Origin of the sequence: Actinosynnema pretiosum (assembly GCF_024171695.1) — a bacterium.
GTDB lineage: Bacteria > Actinomycetota > Actinomycetes > Mycobacteriales > Pseudonocardiaceae > Actinosynnema > Actinosynnema pretiosum.
The window spans coordinates 158,237-184,325 of sequence record NZ_JAMTCF010000005.1 but is presented as its reverse complement, the minus strand read 5'-3'; the positions used below and the strand labels follow the sequence as shown (position 1 = coordinate 184,325).

Below are 26,089 nucleotides of genomic sequence, written 5' to 3'. Positions count from 1 at the left end.
CGTCCCCCCGGTGCGGCGGTTCCCGTTGCACCGGACGGGCACCACGCCACCGCGCCGCTCCCCCGCACCGGAGGAGCCCCCGGAGGAGGCTCCTGGCAGCGTGCCGGAACGCCGAGGCGCGCCGTGCCCGGAGACCGAGGGCGGGGGCGACCCCGCCGAGCGGGCGTCCCCGGACTCCACGTCCACGCCGAGGCGCGAACCCGACCATCCTGCTCCCGCACGACGCACCGAGGCAGGCCTTTGCGCCTGGGCGCAAAGGTCACCCGGCACACCGAAGGTCCGCACAGGACACCGGATCACAGAACCCAAACCCAGACCCCAGACCCCGGAACGACAGGACGATCCGGACACACCGAACCGGGGAACGACAGCACCGGCTGCCCAGCGATGCCCTGACCCGACACCGGCCCAACCACGGCCAAGGCAACGGCCCCGGCCCCGGCCCCGGCCTTGGCCTTGGCCTTGGCCCGATCCCGGACAGCACCGAGCAGCACTGGATAGGCGGCCGGAACAGCAGGAAGCCGCGCCGCTCCAACCCGCGCGACCACCCCTGCCCGCACACCGTCCACAGTGGACTCCGACTCCGGCAGGCACTCGCTCCCCCGCCCCCTGGTCACCCGCCTCTCGCCCGGTCACCCGCCCCGTCCGGTTGCCCGCCCTTCCCGGTCACCACTCCGTCCAGTCACCTGCCCCTCCCGATCACCCGTCCTCGCTCACTGGACGACGCTCAAGCCACCTCAGCCCCCCGGACAGCACTTCGTCCTCCGCGCGACGACAGCGATCCGTGACCGCCCTGCGAGCAGCACCCCCTCAACGCCCGCCACCCTCACCCCGCCGTCCTGCCCCCCTCACCCCGCCGACTTGGCCGCCCGCCCCATTGACCTGGCCACCCTCACCCCGCCGACCTGGCCCCGCCCCACCGACCTGGCCACCCTCACCCAGCCATCCCGACCCCTCTCACCCAGCAGTCATGGTCACCAGCTCCCCCACCACCTCCGACACCAGCACCTCGTCCACCGCCGCGAAGTCCGCCACCCCGCTGAGCTCGACCTCCACCACCCGCTGCCCCGACCAGTCCTGCCAGTGGTCGGTGAACAGCCCCGGTTCCAGCTCCACCCACACCGACGCCCCGCCCGGCAGCGGGCGGCGCAGGCCGAGGATCATCCCGGCGTCCGCCGGTGGCCCCAGTTCCCAGGCGCGCTTGACCGACGCGGGCACCACCACGGTCTTCGCGCCGACGAACCGGCTCAGGTCGTGCCCGGCCAGCTCCGCCCCGGTGAGCCGGTGGACCGGTCTGGCCAGCTGCGGGAACGGCTGCAGGACCTCGTAGTCCGCGAACAGGGTCGACCACGTCGGCAGGTCCGGCAGGCGCAGCGGGTGCGGCAGGGCGACGCGGGCGTCCGGGGGCAGCTCGAACGGCTCGTCGGCCGCGTCGGCGAACGTGCCGTCCTCGGCCACCCGGAACGCCGCCCCGTCGGCGGTCCACACGAGTCCGCGCACCAGGTGCCGCACCAGCGGGTGCCCGGCCAGCAGCGCCGTGAACTCCCCGGCGCTCCAGTCCCGCCCGGCGACCATCGCCCGCTCCAGGCGCGCCACCTGGTCCGCCGCGATGGCCCTGACGTCCTTCTTCAGCGCCGCGAACCGCCTCTGCTCGGCGGGCGCCAGCTCGGGGTCGTCCTTCGCGCCGGGCTTGGGCAGCGACTTCAGCCGCTTGCCCGAGGCGTCCAGCACGAACGGGACGAGCTTCTCGTCGAAGCCGACGGTGAACGAGCGCGGCCCGTAGTCCAGGACCAGCGCGCTCGACCCGTCGAGGCCGAAGGTCGGCACCAGGCGGTCGCCGAGCTGCTCGGCGGTCAGCCCCAGGTCCTCGGCCACCTCGGCGACCTTCTGCACCGCCTTCTGCTTGAGCGCCGTGAACTTCGCCCGCTGCGCGATCCCGCTCAACGCCACCAGCGCGGCCTCGCTGCCGATCCCTGCCAGCACGTCCAGCCCGGCGACCGCGTTGTGGTGCTGCGACTGCCCCGGCCACGCGGTGATCAGCGGCACCAGCCGCCGCACCACCGCGTCGTCGCCGACCTGGGCCAGCGCGAACAGCGCCCACCTGCCCTGCGCGGGCAGCCCGTGGGCCAGCCACCGGTCGAGCAGGGCCTCGGCGAAGCGCGCCAACGACTCCGGGTCGCACACCTCGCGCACCACGTCCACCCCGGCGTAGTGCCGACCGGGCAAGGTCATGGCCAGCATGGTCGTCACGTGCCGCACCGCCCGGTCCGGCAGCACCCGCCCGCCGCCGCGCAGCAGCAGCCTCGGCAGCGCCTCGGGCGGGCACCACCAGCCGGGATCGGGGACCGGTGACGGCACCAGGTCCAACGGGGCCACCGACAGCACTCGCTCCACCGCCTCCACCACGTCCTCGCCGTGCTCCTCCGCAGCGGCCCGCGCCTGCTCGGGCACCATCCGCAGCACGGCTTCCGCCGCCGCCCTGCGCTCCCCCGGCGGACCGACCGCGTCCGCCAGCAACAACCGCGCCGCCGCCTCGGGGTGCGCGCGCACCCACCGCGCCGACACCGGCCGCGCCGACTTCGGCCCGTCGAGCCGCGCGGCGACCAGCCGGGCCACCTCCACCGACACCAGCGGCAGCACCACGTCGTAGGCGCGCGCCGCCGGGTTGCGGGCGTAGTCGAGGGCGAGCCCGAACGCGTCGACCTCGAACCGGTTCACCAGCGCCTGGACCAGCTCGCCGGAGTGCCGGTTCAGCTCCGGCAGGGTCCAGTCCGCGACCCTGGGCAGCACCTGGTCGAGCGGCCCCTCCGCGAACCAGTGGAACTGCTGGCTCGCGGACAGCTCCCCCCGCTCGAACCGCTCCGGGAACCCGTTCCAGTAGGAGTCGTGGGCCTTCCCGGTGTACAGGCTCCTGGCCGCCCACACCTCGCGCAGCCCGGCCCGCCACACCACGGCCCGGTCGTCGGGCGCGGGAACCCCCTCGACCACCAGCGGTTCCGGCAGCTCGCGCACCGCCTCCCACGGCGGGGTCACCAGCGCGGCGGGCAGCTCGGCGTCGACCGCGTCGGGCACCGCCGACCGCGCGGCCAGCTCGGGGGCGACGACCTCGCGCGCCCACGCGGGCGCGTCGTCCAGCAGGTCCGGGTGGCTCCGGACGTGGTCGAGCAGCAGCTCCCGCGCGGGCTCCCCCGCCGCCGCGAACCGCTCCAGCGCCATCCGGGGACGTCGGTGCGCCACCTCCAGCACGGGGAACGGGGACTGGCCCTCCAGCGCCTCGCCGAGGAGCGCGTCGAACGCCGGGGCGGTGGCGAAGCGGACCAGCATCCCCCTGGTCTGCTCGCTGGTGGGGCGGTAGCCCTCGGCGTCCACGAGGAGGTGCGTGATGAACGGGACCAGATCCGGCCCGATGACGGTGCCGAGCGTGTGCAGGACGTCGCCGTCCGCGCGCAGCGCGCGCCGCCCGGACACCCGCAGGAGGGCGCGCAACTGCTCCGGCGAGTCGACCGAGTGCAGCAGCAACCGCCAGATGGCGATGTCGTGGCGCCCGAGCCCGGCAAGGCCGTCGCGCGCCTGCTCCACCCACCCCGGCTGCCCCGGCACGAGGTAGGTGGCGATGGCCGAGGGGCGAGCGCTCTTCCGCTCCCCGTCCAGCGCGGCGACGGCGGCGGCGTGGTCCTCGTCGGAGGCGGCGGCCAGCAGCGCGCGGGCCCGCCGCAGGAGAGCGAGGTGGCGCCACCAGGTGCTGTCCTCGGCGTCCGGGTCGACGATCCGCGCCTCCCGGTCGAACCAGCAGGTGCGCAGCACCGCGAGCGCGGCGAAGACCACCCCGTGGTCGAGCGCCCACGCGTCCACGACGTGCGCGTCTTCGGTGTGACGGCTCAGGCTCACCCGCCCGGCGGCGATGAGCGGACTGGCCCTGCCCGCCAGCTCCTCGGCGGCCTCGGCGCGGAGCCAGGGGTGCGTGTCCCCGTCCCGCGCGAGCGCTCCGAGGTCGAGCGCGGGCAGCTTCGCCCGCCCCGCCGCCTTCCGGTCCACCGCCGCGCGGCACGGCGAGGGCCCGCCCCGCCGCTCGTGCGCGTTCCGGTGCCACGCCGCCGGAACCGTGAACCCCCCTGCCGCCCCGCTCCCCGCCACCGCTTCCTCCCCTGGTCGTCCGTCCTACCCGGACAGTAGGGGCGGGGTCCGACAAAAACGGATCGGCGGAGAACCGCTGTGGCCACTCGATCGGGTGGTTCGTGAGCGGCGGGCGGTCCCCGCGACGAACGGGCGAAGAGGTGTTTCACCCGATCAGCACCGCTCGCCGAGGTGCGGGCGGCCCGCAGACCTGCTGTGTGTGGAGGACCAGAGGCGCACAGCTGCGGATCCAGGGCCCACCGGCACTCGTCCCGTGGAGCACGGGAGAGCAGGACGTGGAGATCACCGCGCTGCACGGGGAACGGGCGCTGGTGCTGGCGCTGCCAGGCGGGGCCCTGCGGGCCGGGACGGCCGAGGTGGCGCGGGCGCTGCTCGCCGCCGTCCCCGCCGGACCGCTGCCGCCGCTGGTGGTGCTCGACGCGCGTGGGGCCGGGGTGCTCGGGGTGGGCGCGGGCGGTGGTGGCGTTCGCGCGGACGTGCGCGGAGCGCGGGAGCCGGTGCGCGCTGCTGGTCGAACCGGGCGGAGCGCTGGACCGGGTGGTGCTGGACGCGGTGGACCCCGGCGGGGTGCTGGTCCGGCGCACCAGCCTGGAGGACGCGCTGGCGGAGGTGCCGGAGCCCCGGAGCGCCGGGCGCGTGGAGGTCACGGCCGTCGAGCACGTGGTCGACGTCTCCGACGACGAGGCCGCCGAGGAGCTGCTCAGCGCCAGCTACACCAGGCTCGTCCTCCGGTCGAGCGGCCCCCGGCGCGGGCTGCGCCTGGCGTCGGCCGCGCTCGGCGAGGTCAGGTTCGACGACGTGGAGCTGCGCACCACCGTCGACGCCGAGGTCGACCCGCCCGGCAGCTACCTGTTCGGCCTGGTGCGCTCCGGCCGGGTCGACACCGACTCGGCGGACGGGTCGCGCGCGCACGGCCCCGGTGACGCGTTCCTGGCCGCCCGGCCCGAGGACCCGTACCGGACGCGGGTGGAGCGCGGCGGGTTCAGCGTGACCGTGCTGCCGACCTCGCTGCTCCAGCAGGTCGCGCCCGGCCCGGAGCCGGTCCGCTTCACCGGGTACGCGCCGCTGTCCCCCGAGGCCGCGCGCGGCTGGACCGCCACCCGCGACCACCTGCGCGCCGAGCTGCTGGCAGGCCCGGAGCTGATGACCAACCCGCTGGTGGTGGGCCACGCCTCCCGCCTGCTGGCCGCGACGGCGCTGGCCGCGACGGCGCTGGCCGCGTTCCCGAACAGCACGACCCCCGACCCGACGATCGAGGACCGCCGCGACGCCCACCCGGACGCGCTGCGGCGGGCGATCGCGTTCATCGACGCCAACCCCGACCGCGACCTGACCACCTCGGACGTCGCCGAGGCCGCCAGGGTCAGCACCAGGGCCGTGCAGCTGGCGTTCCGCCGCCACCTCGGGACGACCCCGATGGCCTACCTGCGGCAGGTCAGGCTCGACCACGCGCGCGCGGACCTGGCCTCCGCGACGACGGGGCAGGACACGGTCACCAGGATCGCCGCGAAGTGGGGCTACGGCCGGGCGAGCGTGTTCGCGGCCCGCTACCGGACCGCCTACGGGGTGCCGCCGTCGCAGACGTTGCGCGAGAGCTGAGCCGCGCGGGGGACGCCGAGGAGCACGCGGACAGCGGCGGCGCGCGGCGACCGGTTCGACTCGCTGCCGCCGCCGGGCGGTGCGCACGGCCCCGGTGAGCGGGACGCGGTCGCCGGTGCGGCTGGAGCACGAGGCGGTGGGGCCGGCCGGTCGGGTAGCTGGGCTTTCGCGCGTCCGGGGCGGCGCGGGCTTCGTTCCGGCTGCACGGGCGGTTCGCACGGGCTGCTATCGGTCGGTCGCGGAACGCGGTGGACTCGGATCGGGCCACCTTCCAGCGGGAGGAGCGGGAGGCGGTCCGACCGGCAGGTCCGGTGCCCCCCGCCCGGCGGGTGGTCCGTTCGAGGGCAGACGCGGTTGAGAGCACAGCCGCCCCCTCTCGCCAACCGAACGCGCGCGGAGTCGGGTGGTCCACGCCACCGGGCGGGTGCGCGCGTTGGAGAAGAGCGCTGAACCATGTGCCCCGTTTCTTCCACGCTTCCCCTTTCCACGGCGCCCGGCGCCGTTCCGGACGCCGCCCTGGCCGACGCGGTCGTCGTGCGGGTGACCGGTGAGCTGGACGCCTGCACCACCGGGCCGCTGCGCGCGCGGCTGTTCGACGAGGTCTCGCGCGCGCCCTCCGCGCTGGTGGTCGACCTGGGCGCGGTGCGCTTCTGCTCGGCCGCCGCGCTGGGCGTGCTGCTCGCGGTGACGGCGGCGGCCGAGCGGCTCGGCGTGCCGTGGGCGGTGGTGGCCGGGCAGCGCGCGGTGCGCAGACCCGTCGCGGCGGCCGGGCTCGACGCGGTGCTGCGGCCGTGCGACGACGTGGCCTCGGCGCTCGCCGCGCTCGCCCTGCCCCGCCAGCGGGCGGCCGACCAGGCCTGGTAGCTATCGGGAAAAGCGCCTTCCGGGAATTCGTGAAGTTCTCCCGGACGGTTATTCGGTGTTCCGGAAAACAATTTCACAGGGCGCTCACCAGGGAGAACAGCGCGCACAAAATCCTTCCCGGAGGTTTTGTCCGATTCTGAGTGGAGAGAAATAGGGATAGGATTTCTCGGCTCCGCACGAGCGGTGCCGGTCGGTCGTGGAGGTGGGTTCGTTGCGGATCGCGATGGTGTCCGAGCACGCCAGTCCCCTGGTGGCTCCCGGCGGTGTGGTCGCGGGAGCGCGGAACGTGCACGTGGCTGAGCTGTCCGCCGCGCTGGTCCGGCAGGGGCACGAGGTCGTCGTGCACACCCGCCGCACCCGCGTCGACCAGCCGGACCGGGTGCGCGCGCCGGAGGGGTACGAGGTGGTGCACGTGCCCGCCGGGCCCGCCGAGCCCGCGCCGCAGGGGGACCTGCTGCCCCACACCGGGCCGTTCGCCCGGTACCTGCGGCGGCGCTGGGCGATCTCGCCGCCCGACCTGGTGCACGCGCACTCCTGGACATCGGGGCTGGCCGTGCTGCTGGGGGCGCGCGGGCTCGGCGTGCCGGTGGTGCAGACGTTCCACGGGCTGGGCGGGGTCGAGCGGTGGCACCGGGGCGGCGCCGGGGTCCCGGTGCGGGCGCAGACCGAGCAGCTGATCTGCCGGGAGGTCGACGGGATCGTGGCCACCTCGGACGAGGAGGCGTTCGAGCTGGTCAGCGCGGGGACGGCGCGGGGGCTGGTGTCGGTGGTGCCGTTCGGGGTGGACACGGCGCTGTTCTCGCGGCGGGAGTCCGAGGAGCGGTCGGGGCTGCTGCGGCGGGTGGTGTGCGCGGGGAGCCTGGTGCCGCACAAGGGGTTCGCGGACGTGATCAGCGCGATGGCCGCGGTGCCCGAGGCGGAGCTGGTGATCGCGGGCGGGCCCTCGGACGTGGGCCGGGACCCGGAGGCGCGCAGGCTGGTCGAGCACGCCCGGCAGCGCGGGGTGGCCGGGCGGGTGCGACTGGTCGGGGCAGTGCGCCGGGACGCGATGCCCGCGCTGCTGAAGTCGGCGGACGCGGTGGTGTGCGCGCCCTGGTACGAGCCGTTCGGGCTGGTGCCGCTGGAGGCGATGGCCTGCGGGGTGCCGGTGGTGGCGACCTCGGTGGGCGGGCTGGTGGACAGCGTCGTGGACGGGGTGACGGGGCGGTTGGTGCCGCCGCGCGACCCGAGGGCGCTGGCGGTGGCGCTGCGGGCGCTGCTGTCGGACCGGACGCGGCGGGAGACGTACGGGGAGGCCGGGGCGGACCGGGTCCTCGCGCGGTACTCGTGGCAGCGGGTGGCCGTGGAGACCGAGCGGGTGTACGAGAGGGCCGGGGCGGGCGCGGGGGTGGCGGCGGTCGGCTGAGGCCGGACCTCGGGGGTCAGGCGCGATGGCGGGCGGTGAGGTCGCCGTCGAACAGGCGCCACCAGAGGTCGTTCCCGGCCTCGGCGGCGGGGGCGTGCCTGGTGATGATCGCGGCCACGGCCGGGGGGACGTGCTCCGGGACGGCGCCCCGCGCGTAGCGGCGGACGTGGGCGTTGCGGGTCGCCGGGTCGCCTGCGGTGTCGTGGGTGGTGGTGACCAGCCAGTTCACCAGGCGCATGGCGGTGTGGTCGGCGTCGTAGGTGGTGTGCCGGGCGACGAACTCGCGCTCGGGCGGGGACAGGTCGTGGCGCGGGGAGATCGCCAGGCCGAAGTCGGTGAGGTGGACGCGGTCCTGCCGCACGCGGAAGTTGCCGAAGTGGGCGTCCATGTGGAGCAGGTCGTGGCGGCGCAGGGCCGTCACGATCCCGGTGAGCTGGCGTTCGAGGTCGGGGGCCTTGGCCAGGGGGTCCGCGCGGAGCCAGTCCTCCAGGGAGAGCGGGAGGTGCTCGGTCAGCAGGACCAGGCTGGCGGGGGCGTCGGCCAGGGCATCCAGGCGGGCGAGGGTGGCGGGGTCGGCGGCTTCCGGACCGGCGTGCTCGGCCGGGATCGGCGGGCGGCCGGGCAGGACGCGCCAGTGGTGCAGCAGGGGGAAGGCGGCGGTCCCGCCCGACAGGACGGCCTCGGTGGTGGTCAGGGAGGCGGAGAGCTCGCGCCACGCGGAGAAGCTCGGACCGCCCAGGCCGTACTGGTGGTGGAGGGGGAGGTCGAACAGGTTCGCGGTGGAGTGCGGGGCGGCCAGTTCACGGGCGGTGAGGGGGACGCGCTTGGCGAACACCAAGGCGCCCGCCACGTCCAGGACCGAGGCTTCTCCGCCGACGCCGACGCCGATCTGGCGGGCCTCGGCGAGGCGGGCGGCGAGTTCCGCGTCGGGCAGGGCGGACAGCTCGGCGGCGAGCGCGCGGTGGCGGGCGGTCCTGGTGGGCACGGCTCGATTGTGCCCGTGCGCGGCGGTCAGCCCGCGCAGCGCAGCGCCACCGCCTCCGCGACCAGGTCGTGAGCGGCCCGCGCGTCGTCCGGGTCGTGCGCGGGCACGGGGACCGGGTCGAGGAGCAGGTCCAGGTCGGCCAGGGCGTCCACCGGGTCGTCGTCCGAGTCGGGTCGGGTGAGCAGCACCAGGCGTCCGCCCGCCACCTTCGCCTGCCCCTCGGCCGCTTCCCTGAGCCGGGGGTGGGCGCGGTGGACGCAGGCGTCCAGGCGGTCGTGGCGCTCGTGGACGCCCTCCAGGAGCTCGCGCCAGGCGTCCGCGTCGTGCGGGGGCAGCTCCACCAGGGTCGCGGGCCCCGGTCTGCCGGTCAGGACCAGGCGGGCGCGGTCGGCGTCGACGTCGTTCGGCGGGCAGGTCACGACCACGTGGGCGCCGCGGTCGCAGAGCGCCGCCGCCACGGCCAGCGCCACGCCGTGCGACCCGTCCGCCACCACCACGACCCGCCCCGCCAGGTCCAGCCGGTCGTCCGCGCACCAGTTCCCGATCACGCCCAGCACCTCTCCCGGTTCCGCTCGCGGCCAGCGCCCCGCAGGGCGGCCGGGGCTCCGGGACCGGGGTCTGGCGCGTGCTGCGGGGGCGTGCTGGCACGTTCCCGGCGGTGAGCGTATGCCTGCTTCCCGGCCCGGAATCGCCCGCCCTGCCCGACACCGGCTTCCTATCACCAAAAAGCCGTAAGCCGCACGAATGCGGACACGACTGGGCACTCACAGTTAATCCTTAGCAGCGAATGGGTGATTGAACGCCAAGTTCCATGCGGCTGGAAACGGAAACACCCCAACATGCGATGACTCGCTGTAACGAGTATCACCTGACCGCAACGCTGCTCCTGACTCCCCACCACAACCACCGGTGGTCTGACAGACGAGGGCGCGGTTCCGACCGGGGAGAGGTCATGAGCATCGACGAAGCCGACCGCGTGGTGCGGACCATCCTCTCGAACGACGTGTACGGCGGCGGACGGTTCCGCCTGCTCTCCGGGGAACCGGGTTTCGCGATCGTCGAGGGCTCGATCTACCGCTACCACCTGCTGTCCGACCAGGACCGTCGAGTGGCGCTGACCGTCTACCTGGGGCTGGGTGAGATGGGCGGACGGCTGTGGGAGCAGGAACTGCGCGTGCTCCAGCACATCGGCAGCCTCGGGCACCCGGCGCTCCCCGTGCTGGAGGGAGGTGGTTACGTGCGTGCTGAGGACTTCGAGTCGGACGCGCGAGCAACGGGCGCGGGTTTCATCCGGACCGCGGTGCACAACAGCAGCGCGGACGGTCCCAGGGAGATGGCCGAGTACTTCGCCACCGACCGGGTGGACGCGATCCGCGCACTGGGGCTGCTCGCGGACGCGTTAGCGGCGCTGCACGACTCGCGAATAGCGCACCGCAACCTGTGGCCGGGCACGTTGGAGAGCTACCCGCTCGAGGAGGACGAGGGCTACCGGGTGCTGCTGGCCCGGTTCGAGATGAGCACCATGGTGTCGAACCTGCTGCGCGGACGGCAGGTCGACCGGGCAGGGGCGGCGCAGGTCCGCCCGCTGTACTTGGGGCAGCACCCGAGGTTCCTGGCCTACTGCCCGCCGGAACGGATCGACTTCCTCACCGGGGCGACCGACACGGGCGCGGGAGACGCAGCCGGGGACGTGTTCGGTCTCGCGGTGATCGCGGCGGAGTGGTTGCTGGGTCCCGAACTCCTCGACGACCACCCGGTGCTGGCACCCGGAGCTTCAGACCCAGTGCTGAGAACCGAGCACCGGGAGTTCCACCGCCGCATTCGCGCCCAGGTGCGCACGGCAAGCTCATTGCCCCCCGCGCTGGCCGAACTGCTGGGCCGGATGCTCGAGCCGGTCGCCGGAGGGCGACCGACCGCAGCCGAGGTCACATCGGAACTGAGCAAGCAGCACAGCGCCTTGCTCTCCCACTACTCGCCCGATGAAGGCACAGGCCTGCCCTACCTGGTGGCCTACATGCGCAAGGACAGCGACCGCACGTTGTTCAAGTGGAAGTGCCTGAGCGAGTCGGCGATGACCGACGAAGGCAAGGCCCAGTTGGTCGACCTGATCGAGAACGACCTGCGCGAAGCCTCCGTGTGCTATAGCGAGCAAGGTGCAGCCCCGTTCATTGGGAACGCGGCGAAGGAGACGTTGGAGCAGGCCAAGGACGTGCTGTTCGGTAAGGACTTCGTGTGGTTCGCCACCACGCTGTTCCACAGGCGGATGGGCGGCAAGGAGTACCACGAGAAGATCAAGGTGATCAAGCACGTGCTTGAGCGCTCCAAGGCACCACGGGCCCTGCATGACCTGCACGACAACAGCCTGCGCGGCAAGGTCTTCGCGGTGGAGGCCCTCGACCACCTCACGGACTCGGCGGAGCTCAAGCTCAAGTCCGAGGGGCGCCCTGATTGGAAGGCGCTGGTCCGCGGCACCGCCCAGTTGCGACCGAGGACGCGGGCTCAGCAGCACTACCTCGACGCGCTCGACTGGTTCGTCCAGTACCAGAGCGCGACTCTCCAAGCACGTGAGTACGCCTACGTCCTGGAGGACAACGGGGGCGCGGCGACCAAGGCGGTGCTGCGCTGGGACCGCGACCGGGATCGCAAACGCGCGTACCGGTCGTCGGCGATGCAGGCGAAGATCTTCGGCGACCCCCTGCTGCGGGCGAGCATGGCCGACTTCTTCGCCGAGGTCACCGCCGACGACCTGGAAGGCTCGCAGATCCAGGTGCGCGGAGAACGGGAATCAGGCTCTGCCAAGACCGAGGTAGGGGCTTTCCGGCTGGCCGGGGTCAGGAACGAGGACACCGTCGTGCTGGAACTGGTCGACCAGGTGCAACTACCTGAGCGTGGTTGGTTGCGACTGAAGAAGGACACGATCGTCCGGCGGAACCTGCAGAACCAGATCAAGGCGGTGGAGGAGTTGGCCAACAACCCCGTCCTGCTCCAGTCGCTGATCCGACCGCTCGGGCTGCTTGGCGATCCCCGACGTTGGGTCGAAGCGGGTACCGGATTGCAGGGCGAGGGCGGGGAAGCCGTGCGCGCGATGCTGGAGCACGAGGCGATGTTCGCTGTGCAGGGACCTCCGGGCACGGGCAAGACCGAGGTGACCTCGCAGGCCGTGGCGGCATACCTGCAGGACGACCCGTACGCCAGGGTGCTGGTGTCCGCGCAGTCCCACGACGCGTTGGACAACCTGGCCTCCCGCGTACTGCGCAAGATCGGCACAGTCGACGACCGGGGCGAACCCGCCCACACCCAGTGGCTGGCGCTACGTGTGGCCAGCAAGTTCACCGAGCGCAACGTGGCCAAGCCGGTGGACCAGTTCCTGGCGGATCAAGCGCTCAGCCGGATGCAGGACGGCATCCGCTCAAAGATCGTCTCTGGTGAAACGGCGCAGGTGGATTCACCCGGCGTGCGGAAGATCGTCCAGGACTGGCTGGGCGCGTTGCCCAACTCCGGTCCGGAACTGCGAGCCAGGTTGCGCCGCGGGGCCAACGTCGTCTTCGCCACCACTGGCGCCTCCACGGCCGAGCGGCTGGTCCAAGAGGGCACGGCGGAGCCGTTCGACTGGGTGGTCGTCGAGGAGGCGGCGAAGGCGTGGCCAACGGAGCTGGCGCTGCCCCTGGTGCGTGGAACGCGATGGACGCTGATCGGCGACCAGGCGCAGATCGGGGCGTTCGCCCGCTCCGACGTGGAGCGGTTCCTGGACAGCTGCCACGAGGACCCCGATCCGATCGTCGCGGGCTGGTGGGAGGCGCGAAAGGGTTTCATGGACGTGTTCAGCACTTTCGGCTCCCTGTTCGCGGACGACCGTTCGGACGCTCCCAGGCTGGAGCTGACCGAGCAGCGTCGAATGCGCGGGCCGATCGCGAAAGCGGTGAGCGCGGGGTTCTACTCGCGGCTCGGCGCGGGTGGCCTCAAGACCGTGCGCGCGGACAGCGACCACGGCCTGGAGCACCCTGGGTGGTTGGTCAGCAGGCCGCTGGTGTGGGTGGACACCGGTGAGACCCAGAAGGCCACCGGCTTCTGGTCCAACCCGGTGGAGGCGGACGTGGTCGCGGCGCTGGTGCGCTCGTTCCGCCCCGCACCGGTGGCGGTGAACGGCGAGGGCAGGGCATTGGCGATCATCACGCCCTACAACAGGCAGGTGCAAGCGATCCGTGACCGGCTTCCCGCCGGGCACGCCGACTCGGTGTGGAGCGTCGATTCGTTCCAGGGCAGGGAGGCACGGATCGTGGTGGCCTCGCTGGTCCGAGACCGCGACGGGGAGGAGGCGCACCGCGTGCTGGGCCACGTCGCGGACCCGGCACGGGCCAACGTGCTACTCAGCCGAGCGCGGGACCTGCTCGTGGTGGTGGGGCGGATCGCCCGGTACGAGCGGTGCGGCGTCCCCGAGTGGGAGAGCGCGGTTGCCGCCATCCGCGAGCACGGACTGGTGGTCCCGATGAGCCGGGTGGTGCGACCGTGAAGATCGTGGACGTGTATGTCGAGTGCGTTGTGCTGAGCGCGCGTCTGCAACTCGTGCCCAGGTCAGGCACCTCGATCCTCGAGACCTTGGTGCTGAAGGCGATCGCCGCAGGGGTGAGCACCGAGCCCGCGCTGACGAACTTGTTCGGACTCACCCCGAGGATCATGGTGGACCTGCTCGGCGACCTGTGGCGCGCCCAGCGGGTGGTGTTCGCGTTCGACGAGCTCAGCGAGCGGATAACCCTGACCGGTCGAGCGGAGCGGGAACTGGCGGAGTTGGCAGAGCGGGAACTGGCAGAGCAGGCCGGGCGGGACCCCGAGGCCAAGACCGCAGCGATCAGCAGCTCCATGGTCGTCCCAGCAACGCAGAAGGCGCTGTTGGATCCCTTGACCGGGCGAGTGCTCCCCCTGCACCTGGGCAACTACGCCCCTGGCCGGGCCAACCTCGTCGTCCCGAGGGCGCAGAGTGACTACACCGCCAAGAACGTGGACCAAGAGATGTTGACGGCCGCGTTCAACCAAGCGATCGCGGACCGGGAAGCAAAGGCTTCCAAGGACTTCCGGGTGCAATCCGCTTACTTGGCGTCCAATGAGCTGACCACGACCAACGAACGGTACTTCATCACCATCAGCGTGCAGGTCGGCCTCGACGGGGAAAGGCTCCGCGTGGAGGTCGGAGACCAGACCCTGTCTCCCGAGGTGCGGCAGGTGGCGCGGGACCGGCTGATGGACTTGGTGGAGAGCGCCCCGAAGAGCGCGTTCGTCCAAGCTCTGGCGGCGAAGGCAGATCGGGTGCACAAGGCGCCTGCGGACGTCCTGCAGCAATTGGAGGAGTTCTCGGCATCGGCGCGCGCGCTGACGAGCACCGCTCCTGCGAACCGTAACAAGGCGCATGACCAGATCTCCGCCGCAGCGGCCACCCTGGACGCGCAAGTGCGCGACCTGGTCGACCGGCAGATGTCCTTGCAGGTCTTGCGCACCTCGGCGGAGCACCAAGGCGCCATCGACGCCTTGATCGGTGCGGCGACCCGGCAGCTGGTTGTGGCCGTACCGTGGGTGACCGAGCGCGGTCTGCTCGACAACCACGTGGCGGCGTTGAAGCAAGCGGTCGGCAGGGGCGTGCGGGTGACCTTGCTGTGGGGCATCGACCGCAAGCAGAAACCGCTGGACCAAGTGGTGCTCGCCACTCTCCGCGAGATCCAGCGCGCGGCGCGCGACACATCGGGCTCGTTGTGGTTCGACCCGGAACAACCATCTCACCTGCACGCCAAACTCGTGCTCGTCGACGATCGCAAGGCGCTGGTGACGAGCAAGAACTTCGGTAGCGCGTCGAACCACGAGGAGATCGGCCTACTGGTCGAAGCCGATGAGAACGTGCCGTCCCCGGTGCTGGAGTCGCTGCTGGCGTGGGCGCACCAGAGCACCCCGAACTACGACCACGCCTGCTCCCTGATCCAGGAGCGAGCGGTGTTCGGTGACCGCTCCAGGGACCAGGGGCACACCCCCGTCAAGCAACCGGAGCGCTCCGCCTCTCTGGAGGCCGCCGGGCCTGGCTCGCCCGAACTGCTGTTGTGGTCACGGGCCTGGCAGGACGTGGGGCACCGGCTCGCGGACACCGTCGCCCGGCTCCGCCCCTCGGTCCACCTGGTGCGGGACCACCTGCACAGCTCAGTGCTGTGGGACGCGCTGGGCAGCGCGAGCAGGAGGCTGTTGATCTCCTCCGACCAGTTCTCCTCGACCGTGGTGACCACGGGATTCGTGCGGAAGCTGGAGGAGTGCCTCGATCGCGGGGTGAACGTGGCACTGGTGTACGGCAGGCCTCACCAGGAGGTCGACGACGCCCCAGTGCTGACGGCGCTGGCCGCGCTCGCCTCGGACGACGAGGGGGCGTCCTCTGGCCGGGGGAGGTTCACCCTGGTGCACAACACGGGCAACCACGCCAAGGTGCTCGTCTTCGACGATGAGGTGGTGGCGGGCAGCTACAACTACCTGTCCTTCGAGGCCCGCTACGGCGCGGGGCGGAAACGGCAGCGCAGTGAGGTGAGCCTGCGGGTGCGCTCGGCTTCCGTGTCCACGCGGGTCGCGGAGCTGGTGCTCGGGACGCACTACCTGGCCTGGGAGCCCGAGCGGGAGCAACCGGCGGAGAAGCTCCGCCCGGCCTACCTCGCGGCGCAGAGCGTGCTGAACGCGCTGAAGAAGAGCGGGTCGGATTTCGATCTTCGAGAGATCGCTTCGGTCTGCGCACCGCTGAACACCGGACTGTCCGTGGTCGATGCGCTGCTGGACTGCGGTACTACCACGAGTCAGCTCAGACGGGTGCACGCCGCACTGTTCGCGCACGCGGAACCAGGCAGCGAGGAGCACCTGGTGTGGGGCACGCGGCTGCTGGACTCGCTGTGGACCGCGTGCGAGTGGAAGGTGGCGCACCTGGTGCGGATGGCGCTGCCCGAAGGTGGCATTCCGTCCTCGCTGCTCACCATGGCGGCCTCGTCGTTCAGCGGCGGACCGGAATACGCGGACGTGGTTCGCGACGCGGCACTCGCCGCCATCGCGGACGATGCCGGGGTCGAGGTGGTTTCAGCACTGGCGGTACACGCGGGCGTGGCGCTGCTGCTGCACGGCGACACCGCGCTGGCAGATCCCTTGGAAGTGCTGATCGAACTCGCGGACGAATCGTCAGCCGCATTCGCCTCGACCGTCATGCGGCACGGCAAGGCGTACGGGGCTCTCCCCGTGGACGCGCTGCGCGACCGCGCCTCGGCGCTCGCCGACGCCGACTCGGCGGAACGGCACTGGAGCGCCGTCTCGGAGGCAGTCGCGGTGTTCCGGACCACGGCCCCGGACTACGAGCAGGGTCAGCTCACCAAGGAGCACTTGTTCGCCCCTGGGGGCGCGCTCTCGGAGCTCCAAGGCGTCGTGGACGCCCGTGACACGAGACGCCTCCGGGATTGGAACGCGGCGAACGCCGAGAACGCGGACCGGTGGCTCGACAAGGCCACGCGAGCGGCGGGGAGCGCGCTGATCACGTTCCCGAGGAGGAAGGCGATACTGGCCAAGAGCACCGCTGTTCTGACCTCAGCACGCGACGCGGAGCAGGCGGTGGCGGCTGGGTCCGACGCCTGGAAGGCAGTGCTGACCGCAGGGCACCTCACCGCGCTCGACGAACTCGCCGAGCACGCGCGACGAATGAGCACGGCCTCGTCCGAGGGCCAGGCCCAGCACCTCGCGGTTTGGGCGCTGGACCGGCTGACCGCAGCCATCAAGGGAGACGACAGTGCCTGATCAGGAGACCGTTGGACTGCCCGAGTGGCGGTTCCCCACGCTCACCACCACCCTGCTCGACGGCAAAGGCGGGTCCCCCCTCGAGAGGGCCAGATTGCTCGCGGAGGACCTCGCCTACGACTGGTCACCTGAAGCAGGGGTGCGACGCCTCGTGGAAACGGGTGAGTTCGACGCCGCAGAGACCGCCGTCCTCGAACTGGGCGAGAACGGAACGGTGTCGATTTCGAGAGCGGACCACTGGCAGGAGGAGGTGGCACGAGCCAGGGAACGAGCGGCCGACTTGCTGGCAGCGCGGTGGCGGCAGCTGGTGACCCGCGCCGACCGGGTGGGGAGTGACGGTCTGGACCTGTCCGACCAGTCGCCGGAGATCGGCGGGCGATGGGCCGACGCCGAGGCGGAGCTGGCGCTGTCGACGGACCTGGTCTTGGAGCTGGAGTCGGCTGTCGCGGCCGGGTTGCGCGCTGAGCTCGCGGACAAGGCCGGTCAGCTGCCAGACGGGGTCGGGGAGCACCTGCATGACCTGCTGGCTGCCGGGGAGTACCGCTTGGCCGCAGGTGTGCTGGCCGCGCCGGATGACCGGGTGCCGCTGCCACCGATGCGCACCGAACACCCGTGGCTGTGGAGATCGGCGCCGTTGGTGCAGGTGAACCGGTGGCTGGCCGACCCCGACCGGGGGCCGGTGGGGATCCACCGGTACCTGCCCGGTGACGATGCAGGGAAGGAGGTGGTGGCCGCGCTGGCGGCTCTGCCATCCGGAACGCGGGGAGCCATCGCGAACTACGTGTCGGCGGTGCAGCGGCTGGTGGCCGACGTGGACGTGCCGCCTCGTCTGGAGGAGCGGAACGGGGTGCTGTTCACCCGGCTGCTGCTGCCCGACGATCCGAGGCTGCCGGGGTTGGTGTTCACCGGCCGGGAACCGGTTCGCTTCGCGGTGGGGCCCGACGCTGGAGACGCCGAGTTCCGGCTCTCCCTGGCGGTGGGGGAGCCCGACTCACCGGAGGCGGTGCTGGACATCTCCGCTGTGCTGACGGCACTGGCCCGTGATGAGCACGGGAAGGACCAGAACCGGGAAGCACGGCTGATCTCGTTGTCACGTGTGCTGTGCACCCGGTTGAAGGTTGGGGCGGTCCGATCGGGCGGGTTGGACAGCGACGACCCCGCACGGCTACGCGCGCGAGCGCGGTGGCTGTTCCACCTGCTGGGCAGAAGCCTCGCGCCGGTGGACTTGGACGCCCTGCTGGAGGTGACCGGCTCGCACGTCCCCGCGTTGCTGGGGGTGGCGGAGCGGATCGTCGCAGCGGCGGGCACCGAGCTGCGCGAGGTGTCAGCTGCTGCGGACTTCGACGACGTGCTGGTGGCAACGGCCGAGCGGGAGCTGGGCGACGCGGTGTTCACCGTGCTGGCAGTGATCGCGCGATACCGCCTGCTGGACGAGCAGGGCGTCCGGGAGGAGCTGGTGCGGCGGCTGAACGAGGTTGGGTCACCCGCTGCGGTGGACTCCTTGGTGGATCTCGACGCTGCGTTCGTACGGTTGCGGGAGCTCGGTTACCTGCCGAGGTGGACAGAGGGAGGCGGTGATCTCGCGGTGTGCGGGTGCGGGGTGGTGCGCGCGGTGGCCAGGAGCGCCCCTTCCGTCCTCCGGGACGCGGTGGCGAGGCTGGTCACGGCCCACCAGGTCGACAGCGCGAAGGTCGCGGAGGACGCGCTGTACCGGTACATCGTGGCGGGGATCGGACACACGTGGAACAGCCAGGAGGAACTGGGCCCCGAGGACGACCGGCTGCACGTGGGCGCGAACCGCGAGGCGCGGAGCACCAGGGAGGAGTGGACGCGCTGGAGTGACGCGGTCGACCTGGAGTTGGCGTGCGAGCGGGCCAGGCGCAACGCGGAGGTGGCGCGGAGCGGGGTGGCGGTGGAGCTGGTCGGTGGCTTCCGAGTCGGGGTGCGGTGCGTGCCTGCCGGATTGCGGTTGGCGCTGGACAACGCGGTGTTCAACGCCGTTCGGGCGGTCGGGGATCGTGGCACCGTCGCACTCGTGCTGTCCCTGAGCGAGGACAGGGGCATAGCAGTGGTGGAGGTCATCGACAGCGGCCCCGGTATCCCGGCCCACGTCCACGAGGCGTTCACCAGGGGTGAGGTCCCCGCCTCGACCGCGCGCGAGGGCACGGGCACCGGGCTGGCAGCGCTGCGGTACTGGGTCGAACTGTTCGGGGGCAGCGTCGAGCTCGAACCGAACTCGCCCCGGTTGGGCGGGGCGTGCGTGCGGTTGCGGCTACCCGTCGCGTCGGAGCTGTAGACCGAACTCGACCTCGAAAGCATCAACTGCGGCGCGCAGGGCGGCCAGATCGCCCTGCCGCGCGCAGTCGTACAGCTTGGCGTGCTTGAGGTTCATGAGGTCGACACGACCGGGTTCGTCACGCAGGGTGAGAAGTTGCCCGGCACGGCGGCGCAGGCCAGGCAAGCGGTCTTCCAGGCGGTCGAGCAGCAGGATGTTCCGGTCGGCCTTGAACAGGTCGCGGATGACCTCCGCGATGCGGGTGAAGTCACCGCCGGGACCGTCGTCGGCTTTGGTGACCACCGCGAAGAGGTTGTGCTTGCGCTGGAACTCGGTGACGTCGAGGTTGCCGGGGATGCGGTAGGTCATGACAACCACCGGCAGTGCGCTGCCCCGGTTGATGGCGTCGACCACGAGTTCTCCGTCCCGGTCCTGGTAACCGGAGTTGAGGTGCAGGTCGACCAGTGCCGCGTCGAAGCCGTCGAAGCCCCGACTCGCCCGGAGCTCCCAGAACCCGGCGAGGTCGCGGACGAGCGTGCACTCGTGCTCGCCGAGGACCTGGAGCAAGCGGTCCCCGACCTGGTCCTCGACGATGAGCAACCTGCGCCGGACGAGCCTGGTGCGGCGACGCGCGAGCCGATCCCTGGCCTCGTGCAGCCTGGCCCACAGCGCGGTGCCCTCCAGCACCGCAGAGGGACCGTCTTCCCACAGCCCGAGTGCCGCGTCGACCTGGGCGTGCGTTGCCTGTCCATCCGGGATAGCGGCGGTCGAGAGCAGTTCAAGGGCGTCGACGCGGATGCCATCGGTGTTCATGCGGTAGGTGTTGTCACGGTGGACGATCGGCAACCCGTACGTGGTGCGGAGCCTGCTCAAGGTCTTCTGGGAGGCGTCCTTGCTGGCAGCATCCAGAACTTCGCGCATCCGTTCGGCGGACACCGGGCTCGCGCCGACCAGCTCGGCAATCGCACGAGGTCCGGGACGACCGGGAACCTGGACCTGCTGCCCATCGACGCACAACCGCACCGCACCGCCCAGCAGGCGGATCTCCTCCAGCACGACCATGTCCACTCCCCCGTTCGCACTACCGCTCACCGGTTTGTCGCTGACCGGCGCCTGACTGCAACACCCGATCGGTCAGCCAGGTGTCAGCGCGGGCAGGCTGTGATGTCAGCGCAGCGGGCAGAAGCTGGTGGAGCCGCTGACGGGGCGGCCACTTCCAGAGGGGAGCAGGACCATGAGCGCACTCTTCAAGCCCGCCAGGACCCTCAACTCCGAGCCGGGCAACGTCTTCTTCGCGATGCCCTTCAACAAGAAGCGGTTGCAGGACGGGACGGAGTTCGACTTCGACGACTTCTACCGAACGGTGTGCGTTCCGGTGGTCAGGGACGCGTGCGGCATGACGCCCGTGCGGGTCGACGGGGTGTACGGCTCCGAGGGCGTGCTGGACGCGATCTGGCGGGCGATGCAGCTGGCGGACCTGGTGGTGGCCGACTGCACAGGCGGCTCGCCGAACGTGGCCTTCGAGATCGCCTGGGCGCTGATGCTCAACAAGCGGATCGTGCTGATCACCCAGAACCCGGACGACATCCCCACGGACATCCGAGGGCTGTACCGGTACCTGACCTACAGCCAGAACTACCAGGCGATCGACCAGCTGAAGGGAGAACTGAAGCTCCAGCTGGAGGCGCTGGCGAAGGAGCCCTCCGACGAGATGGCGCCGATGCCGATGCCCGGCGGCAGCACCACCCTGGTGAAGGCGCGGGTGATCAACGCGGACGAGGAGTACGTGATGGTCCGCGACGACAGCGGCCGGTACGGCGTGATGGGGAACGCCGACGTGGACTACCTGCGGCTGATCAAGGACATGAGGAAGCTGTACCCGGTCGGGACCGTGCTGGACGGCGCGTTCGTGCTCGACCCGATGCGCAAAGAAATGCGGTACACGCTGCTCAGCGGCCAGGTGAACCCGTGGCCGTTGCTGGGGCGGCAGTTCACACCTGGCACGCCGCTGGTGAGCAGGGTCGCCAACAGCGACCTGAGGCACGGCGCGTTCGTCCACGTCGGGCACGGAGTGAACGGGCTGGTGCCCTCAGCGCAGTTCGACGGGAAGGTTCCACCGGTGGGCACGGAGGTCGAGGTGGCGGTGGTGTCGGTGGACGAGCAGCGGCGGCGGATCGCGCTACGCCTGGCCAGAGTGATGCCCGGTCAGCCGGAGGCGCGGAGGGCCCGCTCCGACGGCCGGGAAAAGGGCGGACGTGGCGAGGACAAGGCGCAGAGACCACGGTTGGCCGAGCTGCACTGGCGCGGCTACGCCGAGGTGTCGCGGATCGCGCCGGAGCGGGACGGCAAGGGCGGCTACCTGCTGATGCGCCTGCCCACCACCGGACGCGACGCGATGATGCTGGTGAGGGACATGAGCGAGGAGCTGCGGACCGACCTGAACAGCGGCGAGGTCGAGGTCGGTGAGGAGATCCTCGTGGAGGTCGTGCGGGTCAACACCATGACCGGCAAGACCCTGCTGCGGGAGTTGCCCGAGCCGGAGGAGGTCCCGGCGGCGGCGTGAGCCCCGGTGAGAAGTGCCCCGCACCCATGTGGTGCGGGGCACTTCCGCTTCAGGCGGTGAGCGTCACCTCCGCAGCACGCGCGGATCGGCGTCGAGGGCGTTGTCGAGCTTCAGGGTGATGAACTCGTTGTCGTCCGGCTCGCCCGGCGTGCGGCCGGAGGAGGACGGGAAGTTGTTGTCGTTCAGGACGGCGATGGTGCGGTCGTCCAGGATCAGCAGGCCCTCGATGGTGGTGAACGGGAAGGTGAACTTCTCCGGGAAGCCGCCGATCCGGCGCGGGTTCGCGATGTCCATCAGGTCGGCCACCAGGGTCTTGTCCAGGGCGCCGTCGCGGTCGCGGTCGCGCTTGTCGACCAGGTAGACCTTCTTCTCCTTCGCCGCCGCGCCCTCGTTGCCGTCGCGCTCGATCACCAGCAGGCGGTTGCGGTCGACGGCCACGGCGTCGCCGATCGCGTGCTCCGGCTTGTCCAAGCGGTAGAGCCACTTCTTGCCGGTGAAGCGGTTCTTCGCGACGTCGAACTCGTTCAGGCGCAGGGTTCCCGGCGCGTCACCGGCGACCGTCCCCTCCAGCAGGGCGTCCAGGGCGCGGCCGTCCGGGGACAGCGCCAGCCCCTCGAGACCCTTGCTGCCGCCCAGGTTCGGCGAGCCCTCGGGGTTCTCCGGGGCGCGCACGCCGGGCAGCGGCGACGGCGGGGCGATGAGCCTGCCCGCGCGGTCGAAGTGCAGCAGGTACGGGCCGAACTCGTCGCCGATCCAGTAGGTGCCGTCCGCGCCGCGCTGGATCGACTCGACGTCCAGGTCGGCGCCGGTGAGGACGCGGTCGGCCCTGGTGAGCGGGAACGGGACGTGCCGGTTCGGGTCGGTCAGGGTGAGGCCGCCGACCACGTCCACGGCGCCGGAGCCGAAGTCCGGGGCGATCCGCTGGATCCGCAGGGCGAAGTCGGCGCTGTTGGCCCTGGTGCCGTAACCGTTGTCGGAGAGCACGTCGAACGTGCCGTCCGCGTTGCGCAGCACGCCGCTGAAGCCCTGCACGGGCTGGTCGGCGAACGGCGGCACGACGCCGTTGACGGGCGCCGTGCCGAGCGCGGCGCCGGAGGGCTCGCTGGCGGGCACGGAGGTCTCGGCGGGCAGGGCGGCGAACCTGGTGAGGGTGGCCCGGCCGTAGCCGCGCTCCCCCGCGGCGACGCCGCTCTGCGCGGTGACCAGGCAGGTCACCGCCAGACCGACCGCTACCGACCTCTTGGCGAACTTCCCCACGGCGACTCCATCCCGGTGCGTCACGACGTTCGAGGCGTGCGGAACGCTAGGCGGCCGGGGTGAACCGGGGGTGGCCGTGCGGGAGACGTGGCGCGAAGACGATCACGTGGGTCAGCGCGACCAGTCGGCCCCGGCCGCGAACCCGGCGAAGTCGCGCGGGTCGCGGCCGAGCGCGCGCCGCACGCCGTCGGACAGGTGCGCGTCCAGGCCTGCGGCCAGCGGGTGCAGGAACTTGGTGAACAGGTCGGCGTCGGACTCGGACAGGCCGTCCGCGAGCAGTTCGGCGCGGTACCGCTCGACGGTGAGCGGCACGTAGCGGACCGCGCGCCCCGCCGCGCCGGAGATGGTCGCGGCCACCTCGGCCAGGGTGAGGGCGCGCGGCCCGGACAGCTCGTAGACCTGCCCCGAGTGCCCGTCCCCGGTGAGCGCGGCCACGACGACCTCGGCGATGTCGTCCGCGTCCACGAAGCTCGCCGCCTGGTCCCCGGCGGGCAGGCGGATCTCCCCGGCGCGGACGGCGTCGGCGAAGAAGCCCTCGCTGAAGTTCTGGGCGAACCAGCCCGGCCGGACGATCGTCCACTCAGGACTGATCTCGCGCGTTGACCGCTCAGCGTCCAGGAGCGCGTCGAGCCAGTCCGGCTCCAGCACGTAGCCGGGGACGTCGACGCCCCGGCCGGAGGCGAGCACGATCCGCCGCACGCCCCGCGCGACGGCCCGCTCCACGAAGGCGGGCGCCAGGTTCGCGCCGTCCAGCTGCACCAGGTAGAGCGCGCGGACGCCGTCGAGGGCCGCGTCCCAGGTGCCGGGGTCGGTCCAGTCGAAGGGGGTTTCCCGCGAGTTGCGGGAGGCGGCGCGGACGGCGTGCCCCCTGGCGCGCAGGAGGGCGGTGACGCGGCGGCCGGTCTTGCCGGTCGCGCCGGTGACGAGGATCGGGTTTTCGGGCATGGGACGAGTCAACCGGCCGGTGGGCGCGGGTTCCATGTCCCGCGCGCTCACGTCGATACCGGGTCGTCCACGGGCGGGCGCGCTCTACGATCCGCCGGGTGGACGCGGTTTCCGGTTTGCTGGCGGGGGTTCGGGCTCGGGGGGCGGTGTTCCGGCGGACGACCGTGCGACCGCCGTGGGCGCTGCGGGTGCGGGAGGGGGTGCCGCTGACGCTGGTCTCGGTGCTGCGCGGGCGGGCCTGGGTGGTGCCGGACGGCGGGGAGGCGGCGGTCGCGGTCCTGGAGGGGCAGGTGGCGGTGGTGCGCGGGGACGTGCCGCACGTGCTGGCCGACAGCCCGGCCACGCCGACGACGGCGGTGATCACGGAGGCCGACTACTGCCCCGGCGCGGACGGGGTCGAGCAGGCCGCGCAGGTGTGCGGGGTTCCGGACGAGCGGGCGACGGTGCTGCTGAGCGGGGTGTTCGAGCGGCGGGGCGAGCTGAGCGAGCGGTTGCTGCGGGCGCTGCCCCGCGTGCTGGTGACGACCGCCGAGGCGGGGGCGGTGGCGGTGCTGGCGAAGGAGGTCGTCGGGGGCGGGCCGGGGCAGCAGCCGGTGCTGGACCGGGTGCTGGACCTGCTGCTGGTGTCGGCGCTGCGCACGTGGTTCGCGGACCCGGCGGCCGACGTGCCGCCGTGGTGCCGGGCGCTGGAGGACCCGCTGGTGGGGGCGGCGCTGCGGGCGCTGCACGAGGAGCCCGCGCGGCCGTGGACGGTGGCGTCGCTGGCGTCCGGGGTGGGGGTGTCGCGGGCGGCGCTGGCGCGGCGGTTCACCGCGCTGGTCGGCGAGCCGCCGATGGCCTACCTGGCGGGGTGGCGGGTCGCGCTGGCCGCCGACCTGCTGCGGGAGACCGACGAGACGGTGGCGGCGATCGCGCGGAAGGTGGGGTACGCCAACGCTTTCGCGCTGAGCGCGGCGTTCAAGCGGCTGCGCGGGAGCAGGCCGAGCGAGCACCGGGCCGGGCGCGCGGCGCTCACTCCGGCCGGGGGCGGTTCAGGCGCAGCCCACGCACGTCCGGCAGCAGCAGGAGCGCGCAGCAGCTGAGCACCTGCCAGGCCGCGGCCGTCCAGAGCACCGGGGCGGTGCCGAGCCGCTCGGAGACCGGTCCGACCAGGGCCAGGCCGATCGGGCCCAGCGCGAACGCGCCGAACAGCTCGTAGGCGCTCACCCTGGCCAGCGCGTGCGGTGGCACGAGGGTCTGGGTGGTGGTGCGCCACAGCGCGAAGAACAGGCCGGACGAGGAGCCGACCGCGAACGCCGCCAGTGCCACGAGCGGCACGGGCGACGGCAGCGCCAGCGCGACCAGCAGGGGCGCTCGCGTGAGGCGGGCCGCCGTGGTCACCAGCAGCGGCCTGCGCACCCGCAGGCGCAGCAGCGCGACCCCGGCGAGCACCGCGCCCGCGCCCTGGGCGGCGGACACCAGGCCCCACGCCCACGCACCCCCCAGGTCGCGCTCGGCGACCACCGGGCCCAGGACCAGGAACGGGGAGACCACCAGGAGGTTCCACAGGGCGAGCTGGAGCACGGTGGTCCACAGCCAGCGGCGCGCGCGGAACTCGGTCCAGCCCTCGCGCAGGTCGCGCCACGGCGAGGTGGTCGGCGCGCCCCGGCCGGGCGTGCGCACGCCCGCGAGGAAGGCCGCGCTGACCAGGTAGGAGGCGGCGTCGACCAGCAGCACGAACCCGGCCCCGCCGACCGCGACCAGCACCCCGGCCAGCGCGGGACCGGCGACCTGCGGGACGGACCTGGCCAGCTCCAGCAGCGAGTTGGCGCGCTGCAACCGGTCCGGCGGCACGAGTTCGGCGGGCAGGGCGGCGAGCGCGGGCTGGTGGAAGGCGGCGGACGCGCCGCGCACGGCGGCGAGCAGGGCCATCGACCACAGCTCGGCCACGCCGGTGAGCACGAGCACCGCGAACACCACCTGCGCCACCCCGCACACCACGTCCGCCCCGACCAGCACGACCCGCCGGGGAAGCCGGTCGGCGGCCACTCCCCCGCCGAGCAGGCAGCCGACGACGGCGACCACGCCGCAGGCGGCGACGATCCCGAGGTCGGTGGCCGAGCCGCCGCTGTCGAGCACGGCGAACGCGAGCGCCACGGGGGCCATCGCCGAACCGGCGAGGGAGGTGGCCACGCCGAGGAAGAATCGCCGGAACGCCGGGTCGGCCCACAACTCGCGCCGCGCCGGTGAGTCGGTGTCCCCCCGTCGAACCTATCCGCCGCCCGATCGCCG

General features: G+C 72.5%; 15 protein-coding genes. 8 read left to right on the top strand and 7 right to left on the bottom strand.

The features are described from left to right. Positions 1–957: 957 nt before the first annotated feature. Positions 958–4,134: a DUF4132 domain-containing protein gene (locus LV78_RS41560; protein WP_308208705.1), complete on the bottom strand. Its 3,177-nt coding sequence runs from the start codon at positions 4,132–4,134 to the stop codon at positions 958–960. Positions 4,135–4,590: 456 nt separating this feature from the next. On the opposite strand from LV78_RS41560, the gene LV78_RS41555 reads away from it, so the two are divergent. The 3 genes from LV78_RS41555 (at position 4,591) to LV78_RS12090 (ending at position 8,002) form a co-directional block, all read left to right on the top strand. Next, positions 4,591–5,733 carry an AraC family transcriptional regulator gene (locus LV78_RS41555; RefSeq protein ID WP_253845132.1) on the top strand — a complete coding sequence of 381 codons (1,143 nt, stop codon included), beginning with the start codon at positions 4,591–4,593 and terminating at the stop codon, positions 5,731–5,733. Between the two features lie 453 nt (positions 5,734–6,186). Beyond that, positions 6,187–6,597 carry an STAS domain-containing protein gene (locus LV78_RS12095; RefSeq protein ID WP_253845130.1) on the top strand — a complete coding sequence of 137 codons (411 nt, stop codon included), beginning with the start codon at positions 6,187–6,189 and terminating at the stop codon, positions 6,595–6,597. A gap of 211 nt (positions 6,598–6,808) precedes the next feature. After that, on the top strand, positions 6,809–8,002 hold the full coding sequence (locus tag LV78_RS12090; RefSeq protein ID WP_253845128.1) for a glycosyltransferase: 1,194 nt from the start codon (positions 6,809–6,811) through the stop codon (positions 8,000–8,002). 16 nt (positions 8,003–8,018) lie between these two features. Here LV78_RS12090 and LV78_RS12085 read toward each other — a convergent pair whose 3' ends face one another. Both LV78_RS12085 and LV78_RS12080 read right to left on the bottom strand, forming a co-directional pair. Then, positions 8,019–8,987 carry a BUD32 family EKC/KEOPS complex subunit gene (locus LV78_RS12085; RefSeq protein ID WP_253845127.1) on the bottom strand — a complete coding sequence of 323 codons (969 nt, stop codon included), beginning with the start codon at positions 8,985–8,987 and terminating at the stop codon, positions 8,019–8,021. Positions 8,988–9,013: 26 nt separating this feature from the next. After that, positions 9,014–9,535 carry an SDR family oxidoreductase gene (locus tag LV78_RS12080; RefSeq protein ID WP_253845125.1) on the bottom strand — a complete coding sequence of 174 codons (522 nt, stop codon included), beginning with the start codon at positions 9,533–9,535 and terminating at the stop codon, positions 9,014–9,016. A gap of 404 nt (positions 9,536–9,939) precedes the next feature. Here LV78_RS12080 and LV78_RS12075 point away from each other — a divergent pair, with 404 nt between their 5' ends. Genes LV78_RS12075 through LV78_RS12065 form a run of 3 tightly spaced genes read left to right on the top strand, consistent with a single transcriptional unit; the run spans position 9,940 to position 19,074 of the window. Further along, entirely contained in the window at positions 9,940–13,497 is a 3,558-nt protein-coding gene (locus LV78_RS12075; RefSeq protein ID WP_253845123.1) for an AAA domain-containing protein, read from the top strand. Beyond that, positions 13,494–16,778, top strand: a complete 3,285-nt coding sequence (locus LV78_RS12070; RefSeq protein WP_253845121.1) for a phospholipase D-like domain-containing protein — start codon at positions 13,494–13,496, stop codon at positions 16,776–16,778. The genes LV78_RS12075 and LV78_RS12070 overlap by 4 nt, the downstream gene beginning before the upstream one ends. Continuing rightward, a complete protein-coding gene (locus tag LV78_RS12065) occupies positions 16,771–19,074 on the top strand; it encodes an ATP-binding protein (RefSeq protein WP_253845120.1) in 2,304 nt (767 codons plus the stop codon). The genes LV78_RS12070 and LV78_RS12065 overlap by 8 nt, the downstream gene beginning before the upstream one ends. Here LV78_RS12065 and LV78_RS12060 read toward each other — a convergent pair. Continuing rightward, the gene (locus LV78_RS12060; RefSeq protein ID WP_253845118.1) at positions 19,051–20,115 is read right to left on the bottom strand and encodes an AfsR/SARP family transcriptional regulator; all 1,065 of its coding nucleotides are present in this window, start codon (positions 20,113–20,115) and stop codon (positions 19,051–19,053) included. The genes LV78_RS12065 and LV78_RS12060 overlap by 24 nt on opposite strands. A gap of 172 nt (positions 20,116–20,287) precedes the next feature. Here LV78_RS12060 and LV78_RS12055 point away from each other — a divergent pair, with 172 nt between their 5' ends. Continuing rightward, positions 20,288–21,616: a S1 RNA-binding domain-containing protein gene (locus LV78_RS12055; protein ID WP_253845117.1), complete on the top strand. Its 1,329-nt coding sequence runs from the start codon at positions 20,288–20,290 to the stop codon at positions 21,614–21,616. Positions 21,617–21,679: 63 nt separating this feature from the next. Here the strand turns inward: LV78_RS12055 and LV78_RS12050 are convergent, their stop codons facing one another. Continuing rightward, a complete protein-coding gene (locus LV78_RS12050; RefSeq protein ID WP_253845115.1) occupies positions 21,680–22,873 on the bottom strand; it encodes an esterase-like activity of phytase family protein in 1,194 nt (397 codons plus the stop codon). Between the two features lie 111 nt (positions 22,874–22,984). After that, positions 22,985–23,818 (bottom strand): NAD(P)H-binding protein, encoded by an 834-nt coding sequence (locus tag LV78_RS12045; RefSeq protein WP_253845114.1) that lies wholly within the window; start codon positions 23,816–23,818, stop codon positions 22,985–22,987. 98 nt (positions 23,819–23,916) lie between these two features. Between LV78_RS12045 and LV78_RS12040 the strand changes: the two genes are divergently transcribed. Continuing rightward, positions 23,917–24,900, top strand: a complete 984-nt coding sequence (locus tag LV78_RS12040; protein WP_253845112.1) for an AraC family transcriptional regulator — start codon at positions 23,917–23,919, stop codon at positions 24,898–24,900. On the opposite strand, the gene LV78_RS12035 is transcribed toward LV78_RS12040, so the two are convergent. Then, positions 24,830–25,990: an MFS transporter gene (locus LV78_RS12035; protein ID WP_253845110.1), complete on the bottom strand. Its 1,161-nt coding sequence runs from the start codon at positions 25,988–25,990 to the stop codon at positions 24,830–24,832. The genes LV78_RS12040 and LV78_RS12035 overlap by 71 nt on opposite strands. Positions 25,991–26,089 lie beyond the last annotated feature (99 nt).